The organism is Massilia sp. CFBP9026, from assembly GCF_034045165.1.
Classification (GTDB): domain Bacteria; phylum Pseudomonadota; class Gammaproteobacteria; order Burkholderiales; family Burkholderiaceae_D; genus Telluria; species Telluria arenae.
Window position 1 is genome coordinate 268,212 of record NZ_JAXCWH010000001.1, and the last position, 24,259, is coordinate 292,470.

Annotated in this window: 17 protein-coding genes; 8 read left to right on the forward strand and 9 right to left on the reverse strand. The window is 66.3% G+C overall.

Going from position 1 to position 24,259, the window contains the following annotated elements; genetic code table 11:
* Nucleotides 1–11: 11 nt before the first annotated feature.
* The 5 genes from narH to SOM28_RS01175 all read right to left on the reverse strand — a co-directional run bounded on the left by narH (nt 12) and on the right by SOM28_RS01175 (nt 8,642).
* On the reverse strand, nt 12–1,568 hold the full coding sequence (gene narH, locus SOM28_RS01155; protein WP_123070172.1) for a nitrate reductase subunit beta: 1,557 nt from the start codon (nt 1,566–1,568) through the stop codon (nt 12–14).
* Nucleotides 1,565–5,320, reverse strand: a complete 3,756-nt coding sequence (locus tag SOM28_RS01160) for a nitrate reductase subunit alpha (protein WP_320466902.1) — start codon at nt 5,318–5,320, stop codon at nt 1,565–1,567. Before SOM28_RS01160 ends, narH begins: the two co-directional genes overlap by 4 nt.
* A gap of 130 nt (nt 5,321–5,450) precedes the next feature.
* A complete protein-coding gene (locus tag SOM28_RS01165; protein WP_123070174.1) occupies nt 5,451–6,827 on the reverse strand; it encodes a NarK family nitrate/nitrite MFS transporter in 1,377 nt (458 codons plus the stop codon).
* A 32-nt stretch (nt 6,828–6,859) separates the two neighbouring features.
* Nucleotides 6,860–8,131 (reverse strand): MFS transporter, encoded by a 1,272-nt coding sequence (locus tag SOM28_RS01170; protein ID WP_123070175.1) that lies wholly within the window; start codon nt 8,129–8,131, stop codon nt 6,860–6,862.
* A 301-nt stretch (nt 8,132–8,432) separates the two neighbouring features.
* Entirely contained in the window at nt 8,433–8,642 is a 210-nt protein-coding gene (locus tag SOM28_RS01175) for a cold-shock protein (RefSeq protein ID WP_123070176.1), read from the reverse strand.
* Between the two features lie 309 nt (nt 8,643–8,951).
* Between SOM28_RS01175 and SOM28_RS01180 the strand changes: the two genes are divergently transcribed.
* Entirely contained in the window at nt 8,952–10,094 is a 1,143-nt protein-coding gene (locus tag SOM28_RS01180) for a sensor histidine kinase (protein WP_320466903.1), read from the forward strand.
* Here the strand turns inward: SOM28_RS01180 and SOM28_RS01185 are convergent.
* Complete coding sequence (locus SOM28_RS01185) at nt 10,066–11,670, reverse strand: methyl-accepting chemotaxis protein (RefSeq protein WP_320466904.1); 1,605 nt, start codon at nt 11,668–11,670, stop codon at nt 10,066–10,068. The genes SOM28_RS01180 and SOM28_RS01185 overlap by 29 nt on opposite strands.
* A gap of 423 nt (nt 11,671–12,093) precedes the next feature.
* Here SOM28_RS01185 and SOM28_RS01190 point away from each other — a divergent pair, with 423 nt between their 5' ends.
* Entirely contained in the window at nt 12,094–14,571 is a 2,478-nt protein-coding gene (locus SOM28_RS01190) for an ATP-binding protein (protein WP_320466905.1), read from the forward strand.
* Nucleotides 14,572–14,780: 209 nt separating this feature from the next.
* Here SOM28_RS01190 and SOM28_RS01195 read toward each other — a convergent pair whose 3' ends face one another.
* Genes SOM28_RS01195 through SOM28_RS01205 form a run of 3 tightly spaced genes read right to left on the reverse strand, consistent with a single transcriptional unit; the run spans nt 14,781 to nt 18,107 of the window.
* Nucleotides 14,781–15,467: a response regulator gene (locus SOM28_RS01195; protein ID WP_123068247.1), complete on the reverse strand. Its 687-nt coding sequence runs from the start codon at nt 15,465–15,467 to the stop codon at nt 14,781–14,783.
* 22 nt (nt 15,468–15,489) lie between these two features.
* The gene (locus SOM28_RS01200) at nt 15,490–17,433 is read right to left on the reverse strand and encodes a type IV pili methyl-accepting chemotaxis transducer N-terminal domain-containing protein (protein ID WP_123068248.1); all 1,944 of its coding nucleotides are present in this window, start codon (nt 17,431–17,433) and stop codon (nt 15,490–15,492) included.
* A gap of 5 nt (nt 17,434–17,438) precedes the next feature.
* Entirely contained in the window at nt 17,439–18,107 is a 669-nt protein-coding gene (locus SOM28_RS01205) for a carbonic anhydrase (RefSeq protein ID WP_123068249.1), read from the reverse strand.
* Between the two features lie 258 nt (nt 18,108–18,365).
* Between SOM28_RS01205 and SOM28_RS01210 the strand changes: the two genes are divergently transcribed.
* From SOM28_RS01210 to SOM28_RS01235, 6 genes are all read left to right on the forward strand, one after another.
* Nucleotides 18,366–19,046 (forward strand): Crp/Fnr family transcriptional regulator, encoded by a 681-nt coding sequence (locus SOM28_RS01210; RefSeq protein WP_183407336.1) that lies wholly within the window; start codon nt 18,366–18,368, stop codon nt 19,044–19,046.
* 37 nt (nt 19,047–19,083) lie between these two features.
* A complete protein-coding gene (locus tag SOM28_RS01215; protein ID WP_229414843.1) occupies nt 19,084–19,602 on the forward strand; it encodes an Rrf2 family transcriptional regulator in 519 nt (172 codons plus the stop codon).
* Nucleotides 19,599–19,844 carry a DUF2249 domain-containing protein gene (locus SOM28_RS01220; protein ID WP_123068251.1) on the forward strand — a complete coding sequence of 82 codons (246 nt, stop codon included), beginning with the start codon at nt 19,599–19,601 and terminating at the stop codon, nt 19,842–19,844. Before SOM28_RS01215 ends, SOM28_RS01220 begins: the two co-directional genes overlap by 4 nt.
* A complete protein-coding gene (locus SOM28_RS01225; protein ID WP_320466906.1) occupies nt 19,829–21,109 on the forward strand; it encodes a permease in 1,281 nt (426 codons plus the stop codon). The genes SOM28_RS01220 and SOM28_RS01225 overlap by 16 nt, the downstream gene beginning before the upstream one ends.
* Nucleotides 21,110–21,225: 116 nt before the next feature.
* Complete coding sequence (locus SOM28_RS01230) at nt 21,226–23,427, forward strand: NADP-dependent malic enzyme (RefSeq protein WP_147934108.1); 2,202 nt, start codon at nt 21,226–21,228, stop codon at nt 23,425–23,427.
* A gap of 62 nt (nt 23,428–23,489) precedes the next feature.
* On the forward strand, nt 23,490–24,257 hold the full coding sequence (locus tag SOM28_RS01235) for a sulfite exporter TauE/SafE family protein (protein WP_320466907.1): 768 nt from the start codon (nt 23,490–23,492) through the stop codon (nt 24,255–24,257).
* The last annotated feature ends 2 nt before the right edge of the window (nt 24,258–24,259 follow it).

The window sequence follows — 24,259 nt, forward strand, 5'->3', positions numbered from 1 at the left end:
TGTCCCTTGTTTCAGGCCTGCTCGGCTTCTTTTTTCTTGCGCGACTTGGGCATCGAGACGAAGTGGGTCGAGCCCTGCTTCTTCTTGCCGAACAGGGAAGCGTCGCTGACCCCGTCCGAGCAGCCGTTACCGAACGAGAAACCGCAAGAGCCCTTGTCGTTGAAACTGTCCTCGGCCATCTCCTTGTGGCTGCTCGGGATCACGAAGCGGTCTTCGTAGTTGGCGATTGCCATGATGTGGTACATGTCCTCGACCACTTCCTGGGACAGGCCCACCTGGCCCAGCACCTTCAGGTCGGGCTGGCCATCGACTGTCTTTGCCCGCATATAGGCGCGCATCGCCAGCATGCGGTCCAGCGCGTGCACGATCGGCGCTTCCTTGCCGGCGGTGAGCAGGTTGGCGAGATAGCGCACCGGGATGCGCAGGCTGCGGGTGTCGGGCAGGATGCCGTTCATGCCCATCTTGCCGCTTTCGGCCGCGGCCTGGATCGGCGACAGCGGCGGGATGTACCACACCATCGGCAAGGTGCGGTATTCGGGATGCAGCGGGAAGGCGATCTTCCACTCGACCGCCATCTTGTACACCGGCGAGCGCTTGGCCGACTCCAGCCACGCGTCCGGGATGCCCTGGCGGCGTGCTTCGGCGATCACCTCGGGGTCGTGCGGGTCGAGGAACAGGCCGAGCTGCGATTCGTACAGGTCCTGTTCGTCGGCCACGGAGGCAGCGGCCTCGATCTTGTCGGCGTCGTACAGCAGCACACCCAGGTAGCGGATGCGGCCCACGCAGGTTTCGGAGCACACGGTCGGCTGGCCGGCCTCGATGCGGGGATAGCAGAAGGTGCACTTCTCTGCCTTGCCCGACGACCAATTGTAGTAGATCTTCTTGTATGGGCAACCCGAGATGCACATGCGCCAACCGCGGCACTTGTCCTGGTCGATCAGCACGATGCCGTCGTCCTCGCGCTTGTAGACCGAGCCCGATGGGCAAGAGGCCACGCAGGCCGGATTGAGGCAATGCTCGCACAGCCGCGGCAGGTACATCATGAAGGTGTTCTCGAAGGTCGAGTACATCTCTTTCTGCACATTGTCGAACAGCTTGTCCTTGCTGCGCTTGGCGAACTCGCCGCCCAGGTCATCTTCCCAGTTCGGGCCCCATTCGATCTTGTCCATCTTCTTGCCGGTCAGGACCGACACCGGACGCGCGGTGGGCGGGGTTTCGCTCAGGGGCGCGTTCTGCAGGCGCTCGTAGTCGTAGGTGAACGGTTCGTAGTACTCGTCGATCGCCGGCAGGTTGGGGTTGGCGAAGATGTTCGCCAGGATTTTCAGGCGCGAGCCCTGGCGCGGTTCGATCCTGCCCGCTGCGTTACGCTTCCAGCCGCCGTTCCACTTGTCCTGGTTTTCCCATTCCTTCGGATAGCCGATGCCCGGCTTGGTCTCGACGTTGTTGAACCAGGCGTATTCGACGCCGTCGCGGCTGGTCCAGACGTTCTTGCAGGTCACCGAGCAGGTGTGGCAACCGATGCATTTGTCCAGGTTCAGGACCATCCCGATTTGTGCTCTGATCTTCATGCTTGACTCCTGTTGTTCTCAACCGCCTCTGGCCGTGCCTTGATGCCGGGATCGCCGTTCGGACGCGACTCGTCGCGCGCGCCCTCCATCCACTCCACATCGCGCATCTTGCGCACCAGGACGAATTCGTCGCGGTTCGAGCCGACCGTGCCGTAGTAGTTGAAGCCGTACGACAGCTGGGCATAGCCGCCGATCATGTGGGTCGGCTTGGTGACGGCGCGGGTGACCGAGTTGTGGATGCCGCCGCGTTTCTTGGAGAGCTCGGCGCCCGGCACGTTCACGATCTTTTCCTGGGCGTGGTACATCAGGGTCATGCCCTCGGGGACGCGCTGGCTCACCACAGCGCGCGCGGTCAGGGTGCCGTTGACGTTGAACACCTCGATCCAGTCGTTGTCCTCGATCCCGGCATTCTTCGCGTCGATTTCCGACAGCCACACGTGGGGGCCGCCGCGCGACAGGGTCAGCATCCGCATATTGTCCGAATAGGTGGAGTGGATGCCCCACTTCTGGTGCGGCGTGATGAAGTTCAGCGCGATCTCCTTGTTGCCGTTCGGACGTGCATTCAGCAGCGCGTCGGTGGTCTTGGTGTCGATCGCGGCCTTGTACACGCACAGTCCCTCGCCGAAGTCGCGCATCCAGGCGTGGTCCTGGTAGAACTGCTGGCGGCCGGTGAGGGTGCGCCATGGGATCAGTTCATGGACGTTGGTGTAGCAGGCGTTGTAGCTCACTTCCTCGCTTTCCAGGCCCGACCAGGTGGGCGACGAGATGATCTTGCGCGGCTGCGCCTGGATGTCGCGGAAGCGGATGCTGTCGTGCTCGCGCGGGATGGCCAGGTGGGTGTGATCGCGCCCCGTCATCTTCGACAGCGCATCCCAGGCCTTGACCGCCACGTGGCCATTGGTCTCGGGCGCCAGCGACAGGATCATCTCGGCGGCGTCGATCGCGGTGTCCAGGCGCGGCTGGCCCTTCGAGACGCCATCGGCCAGCACGGTGCGGTTGATGCCGCGCAGGACCTCGACTTCGTGGCCGGTCTTCCAGCCGATGCCCTTGCCTCCGTTGCCCACTTTCTCGAGCAGCGGACCGATCGAGGTGAATTTTTTATAGACGTCCGCGTAGTTACGCTCGACCACGGTCATGCTCGGCATGGTCTTGCCCGGGATCGGTTCGCACTCGCCGGCGCGCCAGTCCTTCGGATCGAAGGGTTGGCCCAGTTCGCCCGGGGTGTCGTGCATCAGCGGCGTGAGCACCAGGTCTTTCTGGGTGCCCAGGTGGGCGCCGCCGATCTCGGAGAACTTGGCGGCGATGCCCTTGTAGATCTCCCAGTCCGACTTCGATTCCCACAGCGGCTGCACGGCTTCGGACAGCGGGTGGATGAAGGGGTGCATGTCCGAGGTATTCAGGTCGTCCTTCTCGTACCAGGTGGCGGTCGGCAGCACGATGTCGCCGTACAGGCAGGTGGTGGACATGCGGAAGTCGAGCACCACCAGCAGGTCGAGTTTTCCTTCGGCCGCAGGGCGCACCTTGACGTCGCGCGGCTTGACGCAATCGTCTTCATCGCTCATCAGGGCGTTCTGGGTGCCGAGCAGGTACTTCAGGAAGTACTCGTGGCCCTTGCCCGAGCTGCCCAGGATGTTGGAGCGCCACACGAACATATTGCGCGGGAAGTTCTTCGGATTGTCCGGGTCGTCGCAGGACAGATTCAGCTTGCCGGCCTTGATCTGGTCGACAGCGTACTTGACGGGATCCTCGCCCGCGCTTTCGGCGGCCTTGACGACGTCGAGCGGATTGGTCTCGAGCTGCGGTGCGGACGGTAGCCAGCCCATGCGCTCGGCCTTGGCGTTGTAGTCGAGCAGGGACATCTCGGCCCGTTCGCCGTCGGCAGTCGGGCACAGGATCTCGGACGTGTTCAGCTTCTCGTGGCGCCACTGGCTGGTGTGGGCGTAGAAGAACGAGGTCGAGTTCATCTGGCGCGATGGACGGTTCCAGTCCAGCGCGAAGGCCAGCGGGGTCCAGCCGGTTTGTGGACGCAGCTTTTCCTGGCCCACGTAGTGCGACCAGCCGCCGCCGCTCTGGCCGATGCAGCCGCACATCATCAGCATATTGATGATGCCGCGGTAGGTCATGTCCATGTGATACCAGTGGTTCAGGGCGGCGCCCACGATCACCATCGACTTGCCGCGGGTGCGGTCGGCGTTGTCGGCAAACTCGCGCGCCACCGTGATCACATCAAGCGCTTTGACGCCGGTATGCTTGACCTGCCATGCCGGGGTATAGGGCAGGTCGTCGTCATAGCTCTTCGGGGTATTCGGGCAGATGCCGCGGTCGACGCCGTAGTTGGCCATCGACAGGTCGAACACGGTGGTGACCAGGGCTTGCGTGCCGTCGGCCAGGGTGACCTTTTTCACCGGCACCTTGCGCTCGAGGAGGTCATCGGCATCCTTGCCGCCGAAGTAGGGGAAACCGACACTGACGATGTCGTCGTGCGCGTCCAGCAGCGACAGCTGCGGATCGATGGCGGCGCGCGAGCTGCCGTCCTTCTGCTCCAGGTTCCACTTGCCGGTTTCGCCCCAGCGGAAGCCGATCGAGCCGCTCGGGGCGACGATCTTGCCCGTGGACTGGTCGAGCACCAGGGTTTTCCACTCGGGGTTATTGGTCTCGTCGAGGTTGTTGGCCAGGTGCGAGGCGCGCAGGAAGTAGTCGGGCACCAGCCGGCCGTCTTTTTCCTTGAGCATGACCAGCATCGGGAAGTCGGTGTACTGCTTGGCGTATTCATTGAAGTACGCCGATTTGCCGGAGGCGTGGTATTCCTTCATGATGACGTGGCCCATGGCCATCGCCAGCGCGGCGTCGGTGCCCTGTTTCGGGGCCAGCCAGATGTCGCCGAACTTGGCCATCTCGCCAAAGTCCGAGGACACGGCCACGGTCTTGGTGCCCTTGTAGCGCACCTCGGTATAGAAGTGGGCGTCCGGGGTGCGGGTCATCGGCACGTTGGAACCCCACACCATCAGGTAGGTCGAGTTGTACCAGTCGGCCGATTCCGGCACGTCGGTCTGTTCGCCCCAGACTTGCGGGCTGGCCGGCGGCAGGTCGCAGTACCAGTCGTAGAAGCTCATGGCCACGCCGCCGATCAGGCTCAGGTAGCGGGTGCCGGCGGCATAGCTCACCATCGACATGGCCGGGATCGGCGAGAAGCCGATGATGCGGTCAGGCCCGTATTCCTTGATCGTATGGGCGTTGGCGGCGGCGATCATCTCGTTGACGTCGTCCCATTTGGCGCGCACGAAGCCGCCCTGGCCGCGGATCGATTTATAGCTGCGCGCACGCTCCGGGTCCTGGCTGACCCAAGCCCAGGCCTGGACCGGATCCATGGTCTTGCGCGCTTCTCGCCACATCTGCATCAGGCGGCCGCGCACCATCGGGTGCTTGACGCGCTGGGCCGAGTAGACATACCACGAGTAGCTGGCGCCGCGTGGGCAGCCGCGCGGTTCGTGGTTGGGCAGGTCGGGACGGGTGCGCGGGTAATCGGTCTGCTGGGTTTCCCAGGTGATCAGGCCGTTCTTGACATAGACCTTCCAGCTGCACGAGCCGGTGCAGTTGACGCCGTGCGTCGAGCGCACGATCTTGTCGTGCTGCCAGCGCTGGCGATAGGCGTTTTCCCAGGTGCGGTCTTCCTCGACCACGGCCCCATGGCCGTTCGAGAAGGTTTGCTTCGGTTTGCCGAAAAAATTCAGGCGGTCCAGAAAGTGACTCATGATTTCTCCATTGGTGCGTACAGCCTGGAACCAGTGTAGGTTTGCGCTGCGACGCCGGGTATTCGCAGGAAGTCGGTCGGTGCCGTCGCATCGGGACTAGACCGACTAGTCCTTTCGATCTAATGAAAAACTAGCAAGGCATCTCGGCGCCCTTGCGCGAGTAGTACCACCAGGTGATCGCGATGCAGGTCGCGTAGAAGCCGATGAAGCACCACAGGGCCGCGCCCGGACTGCCGGTGAGGTCGATCGAGGTGCCGTAGCTCTTGGGGATGAAGAAGGCGCCATAGGCCGCCACCGCCGAGGTGAAGCCCAGCACGGCAGCGGCTTCCTTGTTGGCGTTGACGAGTGCCTGCTGCTGCACGGCCTCGGGCTTGCCCTTGGCGGCGCGCTGGTGCAGGGTCAGGAAGATCACCGGGATCATGCGGAAGGTCGAGGCGTTGCCCACGCCGGTGCAGGCGAACAGCACCATGAACATCCAGAAGAAGCCCCAGAAATTCCCCGCATTGCCTTGCAGCGGCAGGAATTGCAGGACGCCGATCACGGCGCCGATCATGGCCACGAAGGTCCACAGGGTGACCACCGCGCCGCCCAGTTTGTCCGAGATCCAGCCGCCGGCCACGCGCGCCAGGGCGCCGACCAGCGGACCGAGGAAGGCGTACTGCAGCGGGTCGACTTGCGGGAACAGGGTGGTCGTCAGCAGCGGGAAGGCGGCCGAATAGCCGATGAAGGAACCGAAGGTGCCCACGTACAGCCAGCACATCAGCCAATTATGCTTGCGCCGGAAGATCACGGCCTGCTCGGCGAACGAGGCCTTGGCCGATGCCAGGTCGTTCATGCCGAACCAGGCGGCCAGCGCGGTCAGGGCGATGAAGGGCACCCAGATGAAGCCGGCGTTCTGCAGCCACATCTCCTTGACCACGCCGGCGCGGGTCCAGGTCTGCGGGTCGCCGCCGAAGACGGCGGCGGTGATCACCAGCGGCACCACGAACTGCACCGCCGACACACCCAGGTTGCCGAGGCCGGCGTTCATGCCGAGGGCGTAACCCTTTTGCGCCTTGGGGAAGAAGAAGCTGATGTTCGCCATCGACGAGGCGAAGTTGCCGCCACCGAAGCCGCACAGCAGGGCCAGCACCAGCATGGTGGGATAGCCGGTGGACGGGTCCTGCACCGCATAGCCGATGCCGATCGCCGGCAGCAGCAGCGAGGCCGTGGAGATGGCGGTCCATTTGCGCCCGCCGAAGATCGGCACCATGAAGGAATAGAAGATGCGCAGCGTGGCGCCGGACAGGCCGGGCACGGCGGCCAGCCAGAACAGCTGGTTGGTGCTGTAGGTGAAGCCGATGTTCGGCAGGTTGACCACGACCACGCTCCAGACCATCCAGACCGCGAACGCCAGCATCAGGGCCGGGATCGAGATCCAGAGGTTGCGGTTGGCGGTGGCCTTGCCCTGGCTTTGCCAGAAGGCGGGAACCTCGGGTTCCCAGGTCGAGATGAGATAGCGGCTCACGTTGTTCTCCAGATGGTGTTAGTAGGGTGATGTCAGGCCGCGCGCTCGAGCGGGGCCGCTTGGGCCGCCGGGGTGTCCTGGCGGCCGGGCTTGAACGAGAAGTGCATCCACACCAGCGAGACGCAGACGGTCCCGTAGAGCAGCATGAAGGAGCTGGAACGGATGCCGGTGAGGTCCACCACGGCGCCGAACATGATCGGCAGGATGAAGCCGCCCAGGCCGCCGGCCAGGCCGACCACGCCCGAGACGGCGCCGATGTTGTCGGTGAAGTCGTCCGAGATGAACTTGAAGACCGAGGCCTTGCCGATGGCCATGGCCACGCCGACCACGAACAGCAGCGCGGTGAACAGGACCGGTCCCAGGCCGATATCGAGACCCATCGATCCCTCGACGGTCTGGATCGTCATGCTGGTCTGCGGATACGAGAGGATGAAGAAGCACACCCAGCACACCCACATCACCCACCAGGTAACTTTATGGGCGCCGTATTTATCCGAGATCCAGCCGCCCAGCGCGCGCAGCACGCCGCCCGGCAGCGAGAAGCAGGCGGCCAGCAGGGCGGCCAGCTTGAGGTCGAAGCCGTATTCGCCCACGTAGTACTTGGTCATCCACAGGGCCAGGGCCACGTAGCCGCCGAACACCACCGAGTAGTACTGGCAGTAGCGCCACACGCGCGGGTCTTTCAGCACCTTCATTTGCTGGGCGAAGGTGACGCCGGTGGGCGCCTTGTGGGCAGGATCGGAGTAGGAGCAGAACCAGAACAGCAGGGCGGTGCCCAGCATCAGGGCCGCGTAGGCGTGGGGCAGGGTTTGCCAGCCCCACGCCGCGATGATGGCCGGGGCCACGAACTTGGTCAGGGCCGAGCCGGAATTGCCAGCGCCGAATACACCCATCGCGAAGCCGCGCCGCTCCTGCTTGAACCAGCGCGCGACGTAGGGCGTGCCGACCGAGAACGAGCCGCCGGCCAGGCCGACGAACAGGCCGCAGACGAGGAAGTGCCAGAACTCGGTGGCGTAGCCGATCATCCAGATCGGCAGCACGGAGGTCAGCATCAGCAGGAAGAACACGATGCGCCCGCCATGGCGGTCGGTCCAGATCCCGAGCGGCACCCGGATCAGGGAGCCGGTGAGGACCGGTGTGGCGACCAGCAGGCCGAATTCGGTTTCATTGAGGCCGAGCTGGGCCTTGATCGGGATGCCCAACACGGCGAACATCATCCAGATGGCGAAGCAGATCGTGAAGGCGAAGGTGCTGCTGACCAGGACCGCGAGCGGCCGCCTGTCACGATGGTTATTGGTTCCCATATTTTTCTCCTTGGGTGGTGGGACGACTACCACCAAGGTTAGGGATTGCGGGCGTGCGCGGCCATTCGCCACAGGTGGGCTGGCGGCAGCAATAACGACCTAAGGAAAGTCAGCCGGATGGGCTATGGGGCGGGAGGGAAGCTAGACACTAGGGAGTAGGGCCGGTCTGCGCCCGGAGCGATAGTGCGATGGGCGGCGCCATGCAAAAAGCCCGCCGGAAGGCGGGCTTTCAGGTGCTTGTAGCCTGCGGCAGCCTCGCCCACGCTATCTGCGTGGTGCGCGCCGCCGCTGGGCTTTCAGATCAGATGGCGAGGATGTTTCCTGCTTTATCGCCTTTAGGTCCGGTCGAGCGCACGAAGGACACGCGCTGGTTTTCGGACAGGCTCTTGAAACCTTCGGATTGAATATCCTGGAAATGCGCGAATAAATCGGCGCCGCCTGCATCAGGAGCGATGAAGCCGAAGCCCTTGGAATCGTTGAACCATTTTACGGTGCCGGTTTGGGTAGTCATTTAATAATTCCTTTTGCATTAAATTGAGCAAGATTGCTCGGATGCACATTTGACCAAGAAAAGGTGTAACGGGAGGGAATCAAACGGGACTGCCAAACGGCGAGACTGGAGAGAAAATCCAACAATAACAACGACTTGATGTAGTGCAGAAATGAAAGATACACGACTTTATTGGAATGTCCTAATTGTTTCTGAATTTAATTGACCGTCAATGATGAGTTGTTTTTCAAGCAAATCAGGGATGGCTGTTATGACGAAAAAGTCTGGTGCGATGCGATTGGCGCAACGTCGGGAAATGGAAAAATAATAATGACAAAAAGTCGCCTCGGGGATTTTATTCGGGATAATCTGGAACCCATCCTCCAGGCCTGGGAAGATTTCGCGCGCACCATCGAGCCGCCCGCACTGACCATGGACGACGTCGAATTGCGCGACCACGCCAAGCAGATGCTGCAGGCCTTCGCCAAAGACCTGGCGCAGCCGCAGGACGAGGCCGAACGCAGCGCCAGATCGCGCGGCCTGGGCAAGCGCGAGCGCGCCGATACCGCAGCCGAAGTCCACGCCGAAGCGCGACTCGTCTCCGGTTACACGGTGGTGCAGCTGGTGTCCGAGTATCGCGCACTGCGCTCCAGCGTGCTGACCTTGTGGGCGGAGGATGTCGCGGCCGGGCGGCCGACCGATATGGAAGACGTCAATCGCTTCAATGAGGCGGTCGATCAGGCGCTGGCCGAATCGGTTGCGCGTTACCAGGCGATGGTCAAGCAGTCTCAGAACATGTTCCTCGCCATTCTCGGGCACGACCTGCGCAACCCGCTCGGCACGATCGTCACCGGTGCCAGCTTTGTCATGCAGGCGCATGACATTCCGCCGAAATACGTGCTGGTCGCGACGCGGATGTTCAACAGCGCCAAGCGCATGAGCAAGCTGATCAACGACCTGATCGATTTCACGCGCACCCACCTGGGGCCGGGAATCCCGATCAAGGCAAGGGAAGGTGATTTGCTGAAGGTATGTGAAGAAGTGGTCGAAGAACTGCGCACCTTCTATCCCGAGAAGCTGATCGACTTCCAGGCGCCAGCCCAGCTCGAAGCGGTATTCGACGACAGCCGCATCGCCCAGGTGCTGTCCAACCTGATCGGCAACGCCCTGCAATACGGCGCCCCGGAGGCGCCGGTCGAGGTGCGCGTGAGGGACGGCGACGACGCCGTCGTGGTCGCGGTCAATAACCGCGGTCCCTTGATCCCTCCCGACAAGCTGGCCGGCATCTTCGACCCCCTGGTGCGAATCGCATCAAGCGTCAATACCGATTACACCGAACGCACAAGCCTGGGCATTGGCCTGTTCATCTCGCGCGAGATCGTGCAGGCGCACGGCGGTCAACTGACAGTCGCCTCGACCGCGGACAACGGCACGACCTTCACTCTCACGCTGCCGCGACGCCAGGGCGCGTGAGCGCGCGCCGGGAGAGCGCCCCGTTGGCGGCGCCCCCGAGACGGAACACCGCCACCGCCTGCGCGAGCCCCGCCGCCTGTTCGCGCATCGTCTCCGACGCCGCCGCCGACTGCTCGACCAGCGCCGCGTTCTGCTGGGTGACCGCGTCCATCTGGCCGACCGCTTCGCTGATCTGTTCGATGCCGGCCGACTGCTCGATCGCGGCGCTGGTGATCTCGCCCATGATGTCGGTGACCCGCTCGACGCTGTGCAGGAGCTCGTCCATGGTGGCCCCGGCCTGCGCGACCAGGGCCGAGCCGTCGGCCACGCGCGCCGACGAGTCGCCGATCAGGCCCTTGATTTCCCTGGCGGCCGAGGCCGAGCGGTGGGCCAGGTTGCGCACCTCGCTGGCCACGACGGCGAAGCCGCGTCCCTGTTCGCCGGCACGCGCCGCCTCCACCGACGCGTTGAGCGCCAGGATATTGGTCTGGAAGGCGATGCCGTCGATGACGTTGATGATGGCGCCGATGCGCTCGGCCGAGGTCCGGATGGCGTCCATGGTCGCCACCACCTGGCCGACCACGGCGCCGCCCTGTCTCGCGATGCCGGACGCGCTCTGGGCCAGCGCATTGGCCTGGCGCGCATTGTCGGCGCTCTGGCGCACGGTCGACGTCAGCTTTTCCATCGACGACGCGGTTTCTTCCAGCGCGCTGGCCTGCTGTTCGGTGCGGCTCGACAGGTCCTGGCTGCCGGCCGCCACTTCGCCCGCGGCCACGGCGATGGTCTCGGTGCCGGCGCGGACCGTGCCGACCGTGCGCGCCAGGCTATCGTTCATCGCCCGCAGCGCGGCCAGCAACTGGCCCGTCTCGTCCCGGCCGCTGACGTCGATGGTGCTGGTCAGGTCGCCCGCGGCGACGGTGTTGGCCACTTCCAGCGCGCGCCGCACCGGCGTCACGATCGATGCCGTGATCCACCATGCGGTGAGCGCGGACAGCAGCAGCGCCGCGGTTCCGATCGACCAGGACAGCAGCATCGATTGCGTATAGGCCGCGTCGGCCGCCGCCGCCGACTGCGTGGTGAGCGTCTTCTGGTAGTCGATCAGCGCCGTGGCCGCACCCTTCAGGCGCGCCAGGATGGGACGCAGCTCGTCGGTCAGGATCGCGCGCGCGGCAGGCAGGTCGCCCGCTTCCACGGTGCGCATCAGCTTGTCCTGGCCGGCGACGTACAGGGCGTTCTCCTTGCGGATCTGCGCCAGCAGCTCGCGGCCGCGGGCGCGGTCGAGCGTGCGGTCGAAATACTGCAAGGTGCGCTCGGCCGCGTCGCGGGCGGCGAGGATGGCACGGGACTGGGCCGCGCGGTCGTCGGCGTTGTCGGTGAGGATCTGGTTGCGCAGGGCGATCGCGATGTCGTTCACGTCGGACAGCAGCTGCTGTGTAGCCTCGATGCGCGGCATGCGCTGGCCGATGATCTCATCGGTGCTGGCCTTGACGCGGCCGAGCATCGTGCTGCCGATCGCGATCATGATGAGGAGCAGAATGCCTACCAGGCCGAATCCGGCGGCCAGCCGTTTACCAATCGATAAATTTGCGAGTTTCATAGTCGACTTCTTCGTTTCGGGTACTGCAATTCGGGTTGTGACGCCGGCCGCCATGCGTCATGCGCGGCGGCGCGGCCGGGATGTGGAACGACATATCGTGTGCTGCCGGGAGAGGCGCGGACGGTCGGTTCGCATGGCTTGTGCGCATCGTTGCAATGCGCGGATCCCGTCGACGAGGAGTGGCAGCGGGGGCTGGGCTGCGTGCTCGCAGTGTAGCAAACGGCGTCGCGACTAAAAGTTGATCTAGATCAAATTTAGATTCTTTAGGGAAATATTTAGCGCGGATAGGTAGCGTGTCGCGATATCGGCTCGCCATCTGGCAGCGCAGGCGGGTACTTTCCGGCGCGACAACTTTATGCTGTTCCTGTACTATCCCTTGTGGTATTGGCCATTAAGCCATTTTCTTAACTTCCGCACCAATCGATGAACACAGCCGTATTACGCCAGGCAGGATTAAGCGAGCAGCAATGGCGTGATTCGCCGCTGGGCGACCCGTGCGAATGGCCTTCTGCACTGCGCCTGGCCGCTGCGCTGGTCCTCGAATCCCCGGCGCCGATGTGGCTGGCCTGGGGCGATGCGCTGGCGCTGCTCGCCAACGACGCCTGCGGCGCCTTGCTGCCGTCGCCCGGCGACCGGCGGCCCGGCGCGCCGGCCGCCGAAGCCTGGGGCGACGCCTGGGATGCGCTGCGGCCTGCGGCCTTGCGGGCACTCGATGGCCGGGGCAGCCGCGTCGATGAGCTGGCGCTGCCTGGCGCTGGCGGCGCCGCGCAGGCCTGGGCGACGTTCGCATTCGCGCCGCTGCGCGACGACGCCGGTCGCGTGCACGGCTTGCTGTGCACGGTGCAGGACGTGAGCGCGACGGTCGCCGCCCGGCGCAGCCTGCGCGAGAGCGAGGCCGCCGCCGCGCGCGGCACCGCGCAGACGCAGGAGACGGCGGAGCGTTACCGGCTTGCCCTGCTGTCGACCAATGATGCCATCTGGGACTGGAATATGGCCGACGGCCACGTGATCTGGAACCAGGCGGTGCAGACGCTGTTCGGCCACCAGTTCGACGCGACCAGCGCCGACTGGTGGCTCGAGCACATCCACCCCGAGGACCGGCCGCGCATCGACAGCACCATCCACGCGGTGATCGACAGCCAGGGCAGCAGCTGGTCGGGCGAGTACCGCTTCCTGCGCGCCGACGGCAGCTATGCCGAGATCTTTGACCGCGGCACCGTGCTGCGCGACGCCGAAGGCCGCGCGCGGCGCATGATCGGCGCCATGCTCGACTTGAGCGAGCAGCGGGCGACCCGGGCGGCGCTGCAGGAAAGCGAGCGCCTGTTTCGCACCCTGTTCGAATCGATCGACGAGGGCTTCTGCGTGATCGAGTTCCTGGACGGTCCCCATGGCCCGATGAGCGACTATGTGCACGTGCTGGCCAACCCCGCCTATGCGGCCAATGCCGGCATCGAGGACGTGGTCGGGCAACGGGTCCGGGACATGGTGCCGCTGGAGGCCGAGGGCTGGATCGAGATCTACCGCCAGGTGCTGCTCGAAGGCCAGCCGATCCGCTTCGAGCGCGAGCTTGAACACACCGGGCGCTTCCTCGAACTGGCGGCGCTGCGCATCGAGCCGCCCGAGCGGCGCCAGGTCGCCGTGCTGTTCCAGGACATCACAGAGCGCCATCGCGCCGAGGTGGCGCTGCGCGACATGAACGACACCCTCGAGCGGCGCGTGGCGAGCGAACTGGAACGCCACGCGCGTATGGAAGAGGCGCTGCGCCAGTCGCAGAAGATGGAGGCGGTGGGCCAGCTCACCGGCGGCATCGCCCACGATTTCAACAATATGCTGGCGGTGGTGTCGAACGCGATGGAGCTGCTCGGCCGGCGCCTGGGCGAGGGCGACGAACGCGCCCAGCATTACGTGGCCATCGCCAAGGGCGGCGTGCGGCGCGCGGCCCAGCTGACGCAGCGGCTGCTGGCCTTCTCGCGCCAGCAGCCGCTGCAGCCGGTATCGGTCTGCGCCAACGATCTGGTGGCCGGCATGTCCGAGCTGATCCGGCATTCGCTCGGCGGCAGCATCCGCGTCGAGCTGGAGCTGGGCGGCGCCCCGTGGCTGCTGCACGCCGACCATAACCAGCTGGAGCATGCGATCCTGAACCTGGCGGTGAACGCGCGCGACGCGATGGAGCATGGCGGCCAGTTGCTGATCCAGACCGCCAACTGCGTGCTCGACCGCCACGACTTCGTGGAGCTGGGCGATGCCGCACCCGCCGACTACGTGATGATCGCGGTGGCCGACACCGGCGCCGGCATGCCGCGCGACGTGCTGGCCAAGGCCTTCGAGCCCTTCTTCACCACCAAGGAAGTGGGGCGCGGCACGGGACTTGGCCTGAGCCAGGTGTACGGCTTCGTCAAGCAATCCGGCGGCCAGGTGCGCATCGACTCCACGCCCGGCGCCGGCACGCGGGTCGAGCTGTACCTGCCGCGCCACCTGGAGGCAGGCAGCACGGCCGCGCAGCCGGCGGCGGCGCCGGACATCGTCCGCGCGCGCGACGGCGAAGTGGTCCTGGTGGTGGACGACGAGGAGGCGGTGCGCAGCCTGTCGGCCGAGATGCTGCAGATGCTGGGCTACGTGGTGCATGTGGCGGACGGCGCGGCGGCGGCCCTGCACCTGCTCGACGCGCATCCCGACATTGCGCTGCTGTTCACCGACGTGCTGATGCCCGAACTCGACGGCCGCCAGCTCGCCGCCCGCGCGCTGCAGCGCCGGCCCGGCCTGCCGGTGCTGTTCACCAGCGGGCATACGCGCGACGTGGAGGCGGTCGAAGGCATGCTGGAGCGGGCGCGGACCCTGGCCAAGCCGTTCACGCTGGCCCAGCTGGCGAGCCAGGCGAGGATGGCGCTCGACGGCGAGTGAGATGGGCCGGCCCGGCCCGGCCCAGCTCAGTCGCGCCGCCTCGGCACGTCATTCCCGCGAAGGCGGGAATCCAAGTCTTATGCTCCACTGCCGCCCTTTCACGGAGTGGCTGCGCTTCGAACTTAGATTCCCGCCTTCGCGGGAATGACGTGCTGAGGTCGCGGTACAAACGCAAAACACTTTGCTGATCCCGCACCCTCAGTCAGACCCTATTCGCGCCGCTCCTGCCCTGACTGCAAGCCATGCTCCACCGCGAACACCGCCGCCTGCACCCGGCTCGACAGCCCGAGCTTCTTGAGGATGTTCTGGACGTGGATCTTGACCGTGCTCTCGGCCAGGTCCAGGGCGCGGGCGATCACCTTGTTGCTCTCGCCGCGCGCCAGGCAGGCGAGGATCTCGCGCTCGCGCGGGGTGAGCTTGTCCAGTTCCGACGCCGGCGCAGGCGCCCTGGCTGCGCCGCCACGCTGCACGTGGGCGAACAGCTTGCCGGCCAGCGACTCGGCCAGCACCGATTCGCCGGCGGCCGCGCGTTCCACGGCGCGGGTCAGGTAATCGGCGTCGATGTTCTTGAGCAGGTAGCCGCGCGCGCCGGCCTGCAGGGCCGCGGCCAGGTCCTCGGCTTCCTCGGACACGGTCAGCATCAGCACCGCGGCGCCGGGCCGGTCCTGCAGCATCAGCTGCAGGGTCTCGATGCCCGTCATGCCGGGCATGTTCAGGTCGAGCAGGACGACGTCGGGCTTGAGTTGCAGGGCGCGCTTGACGCCATCGACCCCGTCGGCCGCTTCTCCCACCACATTGAAGCGTGGATTGCGCTGCAACAGCGAGCGTACGCCGCTGCGAAACAGGGTATGGTCGTCCACCAGCAGCACGCTGATCGTTTCGCCTTCATTAGGCATTCAGTCTTCCTTTCATTTTGATTCAAGCGGCGCGGCGCTGCGCCTGCCCGATCCGGAGCCGGACCGTGGTCCCGGCCCCCGGCGTCGATTCGATGTCGAGGCTGGCGCCGATGCGGCCGGCGCGCTCGCCCATGATGTGCAGGCCCACGTGGCCGCCGTCGGCGTCTGGCCTGGCGCCGGCGTCGAAGCCGGCGCCGTCGTCCCGGACGTTCACCAGGTAGTCGTCGCCGTCGTCGACCCGTACCTCGACCCGGCTGGCGCGGGCGTGCTTGCGCACGTTCGACAGCGCTTCCTGGACGATGAACAGGATCTGCAGCTGCGCCTCGCGCTCGATCGGCGGTCCGCCCTTGCCGTGCACCGAGAACGCGGTGTCGACGCCGGCTTGGGTTGAGAACTTGCGCACCGTCTTGTGCAGGGCCGCGTTCAGGTCTTCCTCGGCCAGCCGGCTGCGGAAGTTCAGCAGCAGCTCGCGCACGTCCTCGTAGCTTTCCTGGACCCCGGCGCGCAGCAGCGGCACGATCTCGGCCGCCTCGGCAGCGCGTCCCGCGGCGAGCGAGGTTTCCAGCATCTGTACCTGCAGGTTGAGGAAGTTCAGGCCTTGCGCGATGCTGTCGTGCAGGCCGCGCGCGACCAGGTTGCGTTCTTCCGAGATCGCCATCTCGCGCTCGCGCGCCGCCAGCCGCATGTTCTCGATCGCCACCCCGACCAGCTTGGCCAAGGTCTCGAGCAGGGCCTGTTCGCGCTCGCTGAAGCTGCGCCCCTGCATGAAGTGAAGGCTGAACAGGCCGACGTGCTGGTCTTGCGCGTGGATCTGGAACACCGAGATGGTGGCGAAACCTTCGCGGCTGCAGGCCAGAGGGCCGATCTGCGGCATGTCTTCCAGCCTGTGCACCACCGAGATCTTCCGGGCCGCCGCTTCGCCGCACAGGCATTCGCCGATCTTCATGCAGCGCTCGGCCTCGGCCATCTCGCTGGACAGGCCGTCGTGCACCACCATGTGCATGTTCTCGTTGGCCGGGTCGACGATGCGCACGGTGCTGCCGGCCGCGCCGAAATAGGCCGCGATACGCGACAGGAAGCCGCTGCACATGGTCGCCAAAGTGTGGCGCTGCTGCAGGAAGGCGGCGCAGTCGTACAGCAGGGCCAGTTCGCGGTTCTTGTCTTCGAGGCTGGCGGTCTTGCGCCTTACTTCGTCTTCGAGGTTGCAATACAGGTGCTGCAGGCGGTCGGCCATTTCGTTGAAGCCGCTCGACAGCTGGCCGAATTCGTCGCGGCTCTCGACGTCCAGGCGCACCCCGAAGTCGCTGCCGGCCATGCTGCGCATGCCTTCGCGCAGCCGCATCACGGGCGCGATGATCAGCGCGAACATCAGGTAGACCAGGGCCACCGTGCCGCCGATCGCCAGCGCGATCAGCACCAGCTGCGAGGCGCGCAGCCAGAAGGTGCGCAATTCGTTGTCGCGTTCGATCAGGTTGACCAGGCGATCGAGGTCGGCCACGTAGTCTTCGAGCTGGTTGTCGAACAGGCGCAGCGCCTCGATGCGCGCCGGTCCCTCCAGTTGCAGCACCTGGCGTGCGCTGGGCCGCACCTGGCCGCCCCAGCGCCGCGCCACGTCGAGGAAGGCGCCGTGGATCGCCGGCGTCGGCGGCAATCCCAGCGGACGCTGTGGATCGCCGCGTTCGAGCAGCTGCAGGGTCGCTTCGATGGTGGCGATCTGGCGTTCGACGCGCGCATAGGCGTCGGTGACGGGCGCTTCCTGCGTGCGCGGCAGGGCCAGCGCCAGCCGGTAGTTGTGGCGGCGCAGGCTGCCGGTTTCGTTGATCGCGGCCGCCGCGCCTTCGAGCTGCCACGACAGCCACAGGGTGGCGCCGATCGCGGCCAGGGCCAGCAGCAGGAAGCCGATCAGGGCGCCGACGATCTTGGTGGACAGGCGTTGGAAGGGTGCGAGGGCGGAGTAGGCTGGCATGCGGTTCAGGCGGCGTGCGGCACGTTCACCGCGACGGGATCGAGGATGGGCAGGAATTCCTGCTTGCGTGCCGAGTAGGCGAGCAGGGTGCCGGCGGCAAGGTCGAAATACCAGCCGTGCATGGCTAGTGTACCAGCCTCGACGCGGCGGCGGACCCACGGATAGGTCAACAGGTTGTCGAGCGAATGCAGGATGCTGGCCAGTTCGGCCGCGCGGCACTGCTCGTCGGCGTGCTTGTGGTGCAGTTCGCGCAGCACGTCGCGCCGCACCGGTTCGGCCAGCCGCATCCAGCGCGCGACGAAGCCGGTCTGCTCCGCCTCTTCGCTGATGCGTGCGCCCGACATCAGGGCGCGTATCCCGCCGCAGCGCGCGTGGCCGAGCACGATGATGCGCGCCACCTCCAGGCCGCAGACCGCGAACTCGATGGCCGAACTGACGCCCGGCGGGGCGTCCGGGGCGCACGGCGGCACCAGGTTGGCGATATTGCGCACCACGAAGATGTCGCCCGGATCGCAGCCGGTGAGCAGCGCCGGGTCGACCCGCGCATCGCAGCAGCCGATGACCAGGGTGCGCGGATGCTGGCCCTGGCGCAGGCTGTCGAGCGCGGTGGGCTCCTTCAGGTATTGCTCCTGGAAGCGGCTGAAGCCGCGGATGAATTTTTCGATGTCCTGCATGTCGGCCTCCGGTTGGCCCCATTGTAGGCAGGGGCGGCTTCGGCGGCAGTCGGCATGACGACGTACGGTTTCTAGGCCTAATTGACTATTTCCACAGCTAGCTCGGGCGTTTTTGATCCACATCAAGTTTTTGTTTAGTCAACGAATTGTAGGATGCGGCATGCGCAATCGCTGCTTTGGAGCGAATGCGCTTTCCGGTGCGCCGGATGTTCCAGGCGCCCCCGTTTCGTTCGTTTCCACGGGCTACGCCCTGAATTTATCGTGAGCCGACTCCGCATCGCACCCCGCCAGTTCCTGGCAACCCTGCCCCTGTTCGCCGACCTCTCGTCCGAACAGCTCGACATGCTCGCGCAAGCGACTACCGAACTGCACGTGCCACGCGGCCGCGTGGTCGTCGAGCGCGGCGAATCCTGCAGCGGCCTGCACGCCGTGATCTACGGCGACGTCAAGCTCTCCATCGTCTCGAGCGAAGGCGACGAGAAGGTGGTCGAACTGATCGGCCCCGGCCAGAGCTTCGGCGAGGCGCCGCTGTTCATGGAGCGGCCCTACATGACCCAGGCCGAGACGCTGGCCGACAGCATGCTGCTGCACATCTCGAAGCACGCGATCTACGCCCAGATCGAGCGCAATCCCGGTTTCTCGCGGCGCCTGCTGGCGTCCATGAGCCGGCGCCTGCACGGCCTGATCTCGGACGTCGAATCCTATACCCTGCGCAGCGGCAGCCAGCGCATCGTCAGCTACCTGCTCAAGGACGATCCGGCGCAGGGCGCCGAGGTGACGCTGGCGGCGCGCAAGAAAATGATCGCGTCGCGCCTGTCGCTGTCGCCCGAATACTTTTCGCGCGTGCTGCACGACATGGCCCACCGGGGCATGGTCGGCATCGCCGGGCGCAGCATCACCATCCTCGACATCGAGCGCCTGCGCGCCTACGAAGGCTGACGCCGCGCCGTCATCAACCAACCACGAAGGCGTTCATATGTACATGCACCTGACCGAATTCACCGACAACGCACTGCGCCTGCTGGTCTACCTCGGCAACCACCGCGAGCGGATCGCGACCATCAACGAGATCGCCGAGCGCTACGGCATTTCGCGCCACCACCTGGCCAAGGTGTCTTGCGTGCTGTCCGCGTCGGGCCTGATCGAGACCTCGCGCGGCCGCCTGGGCGGGATGCGCCTGGCCGGCGCGCCGCGCGACATCCGCCTGGGCGAAGTCGTGCGCTGCACCGAGCGCGGCCTGGCGCGCGGCGCGCGCAGTGATCCGCGCAGTGCTCAGCGCAGTGCTCAGGATGGCGAGCGGCCGCCGTGCCGCCAGCCTGACGACCGCCTGCAGCAGTCGCTGGCGGTGGCCACCGCCGCCTATCTGGCCGAACTCAATCGCGTGACCCTGGCCGACCTGATTCCCGGCGGCGGGGAGGCGCACGGTGAGATGCCGGGCTGGCTGGCCACGAATGCCTGGCGCTGGCAGCACTCGACGCTGGAGGAGGGGGCATGAACGCCATCGCCGACACGGTCCGGATCGACGTCTCGGCGCTGGCGGCGCCCGAGCCGATGGAGCGCATCCTCGATGCGCTTGCCGTGCTGCCGCCGGGCGCCCGGCTGCAGGTGCTGATCCACCGCGAGCCGTTTCCGCTGTACGAGATCCTCGACCGGCGCGGCTGGGACCACCGCACCACGCGCCGGCCGGATGCCCGCTACGACCTCGTGATCGAAGCGATGGCATGCAGCGCGCCCTGAGCTACGCGGCGATGCCCGCGCTGCGGGTGCCGCTGCCGTTCATGCTGGCGGCGCCGTGCTTCGCGCTGGCGGCGGCGCTGCTGCTGGTGTGGCACGGCGAAGCGGCGCTGGTCTTGCGCTGGACCCCGGTCACGCTGAGCATGACCCACTTGGTGGTGCTGGGTTTCCTGACCATGACGATCGTCGGCGCACTGTTCCAGCTGTTGCCGGTGACGGCGGGCGTGGCGGTGCCGCTGGCGCGGCAGGTAGCGGTCTTTTGCTGGTGCGCGCTGGCGCTGGGCACGGCCGTGCTGGCCGCGGCGCTCGGCCTGGGCCTGGGCGCGTCGGCGTTTCACCTCGCGGCGGGCCTGCTGGGCAGCGCCGGCTTTGTGTTCCTGAGCGCGATCGGGGCCGCCATCGCGCGTCCGGTGCCGGCGGGCGCGAAGCCGCTGGTGGAAGGCGTGCGCTACGCGGCGGCGGCGCTGGCGATCACGATCGCGATCGGCGCCGCGCTGGCGCTCTATTTAGGCGGAGTGGGAAGCCTCAACGCGCCGCTGCTCACCGACATCCACGCCACCTGGGGCCTGGTCGGCTGGGTGATCGTGCTGACGGCGACCGTGTCGTTCCAGGTGATCCCGATGTTCCAGGGTACGGCCACCTATCCGCGCCTGCTCGAGACCTGGCTGCCGCCGCTGGTGTTCGCGCTGCTGTTCGGCTGGAGCGCGGCGACGCTGTTCGACGCCGGCTGGTGGCGCCTGGCCTGCGAGATCGGCATCGGCGCGCTTCTGCTGCACTATGCGGTCACCACGGTGGCCTGGCTAGGGCGCCGCAAGCGCAAGCCGGATACCGGGACCCGTTACTGGCTGCTCGCGATGGGCTGCCTGCTGCTGGCGGCGCTGCTGCATTTCATTCCGTTCGAGCTGGTCTTCGATTCGGTGGATGCGCTGCCCCTGCTCACCGGCGTGCTCGTGATCGTGGGCTGCGCGATGTCGGCGGTGAACGGCATGCTGTACAAGATCGTGCCCTTCCTGGTCTGGTACCACCTGGCCCACGACGAGCGTCTGCCGCGCGAACGCATCCCCAAGATGTCGGCGGTGCTGGGCGAGGCGCAGGCCGCGCGCCAGTGGCGCTGGCATCTTGCCGGGCTGGCGCTGCTGGTGCTGGCCTGCCTGTTCCCCGCCGTGCTGGCGCGGCCCGCCGGCCTGTTCCTGATGGTGTCCTTGCTGCTGCTGGCGCGCGACGTCGCCGGCGCGGCGCTGCTGTACGTACGCCTGCGCGGCGCATAAAACAGCACGACCGTACGTAACCGCGTCCACACGCGATGGTGTCGCTTCGGCTAGAATGTTTGCCCATGAATGGAAGGCCGCCTTCCACGCCGCGACATCCAAGTTATAGGAAGACCATGAGTACCGATAGTAATCTGAACGAAGCCCAGAACACCCAGTTGCGCATCGACGCGCTCGAATACCACCGCAGCCCGACCCGCGGCAAGATCGAAGTGGTGGCCACCAAGCCGCTGTCGAACCAGCGCGACCTGTCGCTGGCCTACTCGCCGGGCGTGGCCTACGCCTGCGAGGAAATCGCCGCCGACCCGGCGACCGCCTTCGATTACACCTCGCGCGGCAACCTGGTGGCCGTGATCACGAACGGCACCGCGGTGCTGGGCCTGGGTAATATCGGACCGCTGGCATCGAAGCCTGTCATGGAAGGCAAGGGCTGCCTGTTCAAGAAATTCGCCGGCGTCGACGTGTTCGACCTGGAACTGGACGAACTGGATCCGGACAAGCTGGTCGACGCCATCGCCATGCTCGAGCCGACCGTGGGAGGCATCAACCTGGAGGACATCAAGGCGCCGGAATGCTTCTACATCGAGAAGAAGCTGCGCGAGCGCATGAACATCCCGGTCTTCCACGACGACCAGCACGGCACCGCGATCATCTCGACCGCCGCGCTGCTCAATGCGCTGAAGGTGGTGGGCAAGGACATCGGCCAGATCAAGCTGGTGGCCTCGGGCGCCGGCGCGGCGGCCATCGCCTGCCTCGACATGATGGTGCTGCTGGGCGTGAAGCAGTCGAACATCTACGTCACCGACTCGAAGGGCGTGATCTGGCAGGGCCGCGAAGCGAATATGGAAGCCAACAAGGCGCGCTATGCGCAGGCGACCGATGCGCGCACCCTGGGCGACATCGTCAAGGATGCCGACGTGTTCCTGGGCTGCTCGACCGCCGGCGTCTTGAGCGGCGACATGGTCAAGACCATGGCCGACAAGCCGGTGATCCTGGCCCTGGCCAATCCGGAACCGGAAATCCGTCCGGAAGTAGCGAAGGCCGCGCGTCCGGACGTCATCATCGCCACCGGCCGTTCGGACTATCCGAACCAGGTCAACAACGTGCTGTGTTTCCCTTACATCTTCCGCGGCGCGCTGGACTGCGGCGCGACCCGCATCACCGACGAGATGAAGCTGGCCTGCGTGACCGCGATCGCCGAACTGGCCGAAGCCGAGGCGAGCGACGTGGTGGCGCTGGCCTACGAAGGCCAGGACCTGACCTTCGGCCCTGAATACATCATCCCGAAACCGTTCGATCCGCGGCTGCTGGCGGCGATTGCCCCGCGCGTGGCGCAAGCGGCCGCCGAGTCGGGCGTGGCGACCCGTCCGATCGCCGACATGGACGCCTACCGCGACAAGCTGGGCGAGATGATCTACCACACCGGTTTCTTCATGAAGCCCGTGTTCAACAAGGCGCGCGCCAATGTGCGCAAGGTGGCCTACGCCGAAGCGAACGAGCCGCGCGTGCTGCGCGCGGTGCAGGCGGTGGTGGACGAGGGCATCGCCCAGCCGGTGCTGATCGGCGACGAGACCGCGATCGCGCGCGCCGTCAAGCAGGCCGGCCTGCGCCTGCAGGCGGGCGTGGACTACACGGTCATCGCGGCGCAAGCCGACACCACGCTGCAAGGCACGCGCCTGCTGAAGTCGGGCCAGGTCGACGCCCTGATCTGCGGCATGACCGGCAGCTATGACAGCCACCTGGAACACGTGAGGAACGAAATCGGCGTGGCGCCGGGCGCCGAAGTGCTGGCCGCGATGAACGCGCTGGTGCTCGACAAGCTGACCCTGTTCATCACCGACACCTACGTCAACGAGACCCCGAGCGCCCGGGAACTGGCGGCCATCACCCGCCTGGCGGCCGAGGCCCTGCAGCACTTCGGCCTGGAGCCGAAGGCGGCGCTGCTGTCGCACTCCTCGCAGGGTTCGTCCGAGCGTCCGTCGGCGCGCCGCATGCGTGAAGCCCGCGCGCTGCTGGCCGAACAGTCCCCCGAGCTGGCGGTGGTCGGCGAGATCCACGGCGACGCCGCGTTGTCGCAGGAAATCCGCGACATCTACGGGATCGACGCCGGCTACACGGGCAGCGCCAACCTGCTGGTGATGCCGTCGCTGGACGCGGCCAACATCCTGTTCAATGTGCTCAAGGTCGCCAGCGGCAAGGGCGTGACGGTGGGTCCGATCCTGTTGGGCGCGGCCAAGTCGGTGCACATCCTGAGCCCGAGCGCCACCGTGCGCCGCATCGTCAACATGACGGCGCTGGCGGCGGCGCAGGTCGTCTAAGGCGGTAATCCTTCCCATACGACGGCCCCTTGCGAGGGGCCGTCGCGTTTTTGGCTTTGTCTATGATTTCGGTGATTGACCTTGCATTGAACTTCGGCCTGGGCGCCACGCTCGGCATCGCCGGCGGCATGCTGGGCATCGGCGGCGGCCTGATCGCCATTCCGGTGCTGGGCCTGTTGTACGGCATGAACCAGCACCTGGCCCAGGGCACGGCGCTGGTGATGATCGCGCCGAACGTGGCGATCGGCTTCTGGCGCTATCACCAGAAGCACCCGGTCGACCTGCGCTCGGTCGGCGTGGCCGGCCTGTGCTCGATCGGGACCGCCTGGCTGGCGGCGCGCTTCGCGGTGGCGATCGACGCCCAGGTGCTGCACTACGCCTTCGCGCTTTTCCTGCTCGCGCTGGCGCTGTACTTCGGCTGGCCGTCGCGGCGCAAGACCGGCGCGCCCCCGCCGCCCGCGAGGGAAGTGCCGCGCCGGCTGATGCCGGCGATCGGCATCGCCAGCGGCGCGGTATCGGGTTTCTTCACGATCGGCGGCGGCATGGTAGTGGTGCCGGCGCTGGTGAGCCTGTTCAAGATGCCGCAGACGCGCGCCCAGGGCATGGCGCTGGCGCTGGTGGTGCCGGGCGCCTTCGTGGCGCTGGCCACCTATGGCCATAGCGGCGCGGTCGACTGGCAGGTAGGCCTGCCGCTGGCGCTGGGCGGGGTGCTGACCGTGTCGTGGGGCGTGCACCTGGCGCATACCCTGCCGCCAAAGCTGTTGCGGGTGGCGTTCAGCTCGGTGCTGCTGGCGGCTGCCGTCACGATGCTGGTGACCGGCGGCGCCTGAGC

What these genes read in the sequence shown, in the direction of transcription:
- narH (WP_123070172.1), bottom strand. Translation starts at nt 1,568, where the DNA reads ATGAAGATCAGAGCACAAATCGGGATGGTCCTGAACCTGGACAAATGC.
- SOM28_RS01160 (WP_320466902.1), bottom strand. Translation starts at nt 5,320, where the DNA reads ATGAGTCACTTTCTGGACCGCCTGAATTTTTTCGGCAAACCGAAGCAA.
- SOM28_RS01170 (WP_123070175.1), bottom strand. Translation starts at nt 8,131, where the DNA reads ATGGGAACCAATAACCATCGTGACAGGCGGCCGCTCGCGGTCCTGGTC.
- SOM28_RS01175 (WP_123070176.1), bottom strand. Translation starts at nt 8,642, where the DNA reads ATGACTACCCAAACCGGCACCGTAAAATGGTTCAACGATTCCAAGGGC.
- SOM28_RS01180 (WP_320466903.1), top strand. Translation starts at nt 8,952, where the DNA reads ATGACAAAAAGTCGCCTCGGGGATTTTATTCGGGATAATCTGGAACCC.
- SOM28_RS01185 (WP_320466904.1), bottom strand. Translation starts at nt 11,670, where the DNA reads ATGAAACTCGCAAATTTATCGATTGGTAAACGGCTGGCCGCCGGATTC.
- SOM28_RS01190 (WP_320466905.1), top strand. Translation starts at nt 12,094, where the DNA reads ATGAACACAGCCGTATTACGCCAGGCAGGATTAAGCGAGCAGCAATGG.
- SOM28_RS01195 (WP_123068247.1), bottom strand. Translation starts at nt 15,467, where the DNA reads ATGCCTAATGAAGGCGAAACGATCAGCGTGCTGCTGGTGGACGACCAT.
- SOM28_RS01200 (WP_123068248.1), bottom strand. Translation starts at nt 17,433, where the DNA reads ATGCCAGCCTACTCCGCCCTCGCACCCTTCCAACGCCTGTCCACCAAG.
- SOM28_RS01205 (WP_123068249.1), bottom strand. Translation starts at nt 18,107, where the DNA reads ATGCAGGACATCGAAAAATTCATCCGCGGCTTCAGCCGCTTCCAGGAG.
- SOM28_RS01215 (WP_229414843.1), top strand. Translation starts at nt 19,084, where the DNA reads ATGTACATGCACCTGACCGAATTCACCGACAACGCACTGCGCCTGCTG.
- SOM28_RS01220 (WP_123068251.1), top strand. Translation starts at nt 19,599, where the DNA reads ATGAACGCCATCGCCGACACGGTCCGGATCGACGTCTCGGCGCTGGCG.
- SOM28_RS01225 (WP_320466906.1), top strand. Translation starts at nt 19,829, where the DNA reads ATGCAGCGCGCCCTGAGCTACGCGGCGATGCCCGCGCTGCGGGTGCCG.
- SOM28_RS01230 (WP_147934108.1), top strand. Translation starts at nt 21,226, where the DNA reads ATGAGTACCGATAGTAATCTGAACGAAGCCCAGAACACCCAGTTGCGC.
- SOM28_RS01235 (WP_320466907.1), top strand. Translation starts at nt 23,490, where the DNA reads ATGATTTCGGTGATTGACCTTGCATTGAACTTCGGCCTGGGCGCCACG.